The organism is Rheinheimera gaetbuli (assembly GCF_054781935.1).
In genome coordinates this window covers 1-1,073 of sequence record NZ_BAAGTL010000030.1, presented here as the reverse complement: position 1 = coordinate 1,073, position 1,073 = coordinate 1, and the positions used below count along the sequence as shown (strand labels likewise).

Here is a 1,073-nt window from a genome sequence, read left to right as displayed (position 1 = left end):
TGCCATTGGGTGTAAGCGGCATGCTTTCAAGCACCACAAAGACGCTGGGGATCATATAGTCAGGCAAATATTGCCTACTGTACTGACCTAATATTGTATTCCAGTCTCTACCTGTCTTGTCATCAGCCCGCAGCCCATTCTCCTTGCCGATACTGACATAAGCCACTAACTGGGTTACTCCCCGCTCAGACAGCTTGCTCAATACAACAGCTTCCTGCACATACTCTTGAGTGGCCAAGCACCTTTCAATTTCTCCTAACTCAATGCGGAAACCCCGTAATTTCACCTGATGATCAATACGTCCCAGATAAGCCAGATTACCATCTGGCAGCCAGCGCACCAGATCACCCGTTTTATAAATTCGTTTGCTACTGCCTGCGCGATTAGGATCGTAAAAAGGATTGGCAATAAAACGTTCGGCAGTTAAAGAGTCGTTATTCAGATATCCGCGAGCGAGGCCGTCACCACCTATGTAAAGTTCACCACAAACGCCTTCTGGCAGCAGGTTCATTTCCTTGGACATTACATAAAAAAAGGTATTGTTGATTGGATTACCTATGCTGACGGTATTATGATTATCCCTTACCTGATAAATACTGGAACAAATTGTTGTTTCTGTAGGGCCGTAAGCATTAAGGAATTGAACCTTAGGGAACCACTCATCCACTAGTTTCTCAGGACAAGCTTCCCCACCGACAGTGACAACCTGCACACTTGAGATATTAGTTTGTTCCAGAGTCAACAAACTAGATGGGGTCATCACTAGATGAGTGACCTGTTCTCTATTTATACAATCAACTACCCCTTCACTTAATTGTTCTTGAGCATTAGTCAATACCAACTTTGCCCCTCTCGTTAAAGTCATCCAAAGCACCCAACTGGCGGCGTCAAAATTAATAGAAAGACTGTGCAAAAAAGCTGAATTACAATTGACTGAAAGTTGCTTGGCAGTTGCGTGTATAGTGTTCACCAAACTTTTATGCTCAATCATAACCCCTTTAGGTTGCCCGGTTGAGCCAGAGGTATATATGACATAGGCAAGGCAGCTTGAGTTAATCCCCAGCATATTGCTA

1 protein-coding gene is annotated in these 1,073 nt (G+C 44.1%); it reads right to left on the bottom strand.

Annotated elements, in window-relative coordinates; all coding sequences use genetic code 11:
• Positions 1 to 991, bottom strand: a 991-nt coding sequence (locus ACYVIC_RS19590; RefSeq protein WP_460862673.1) for an amino acid adenylation domain-containing protein, incomplete at its 3' end; no start/stop codon positions are given.
• Positions 992 to 1,073: the final 82 nt, after the last annotated feature.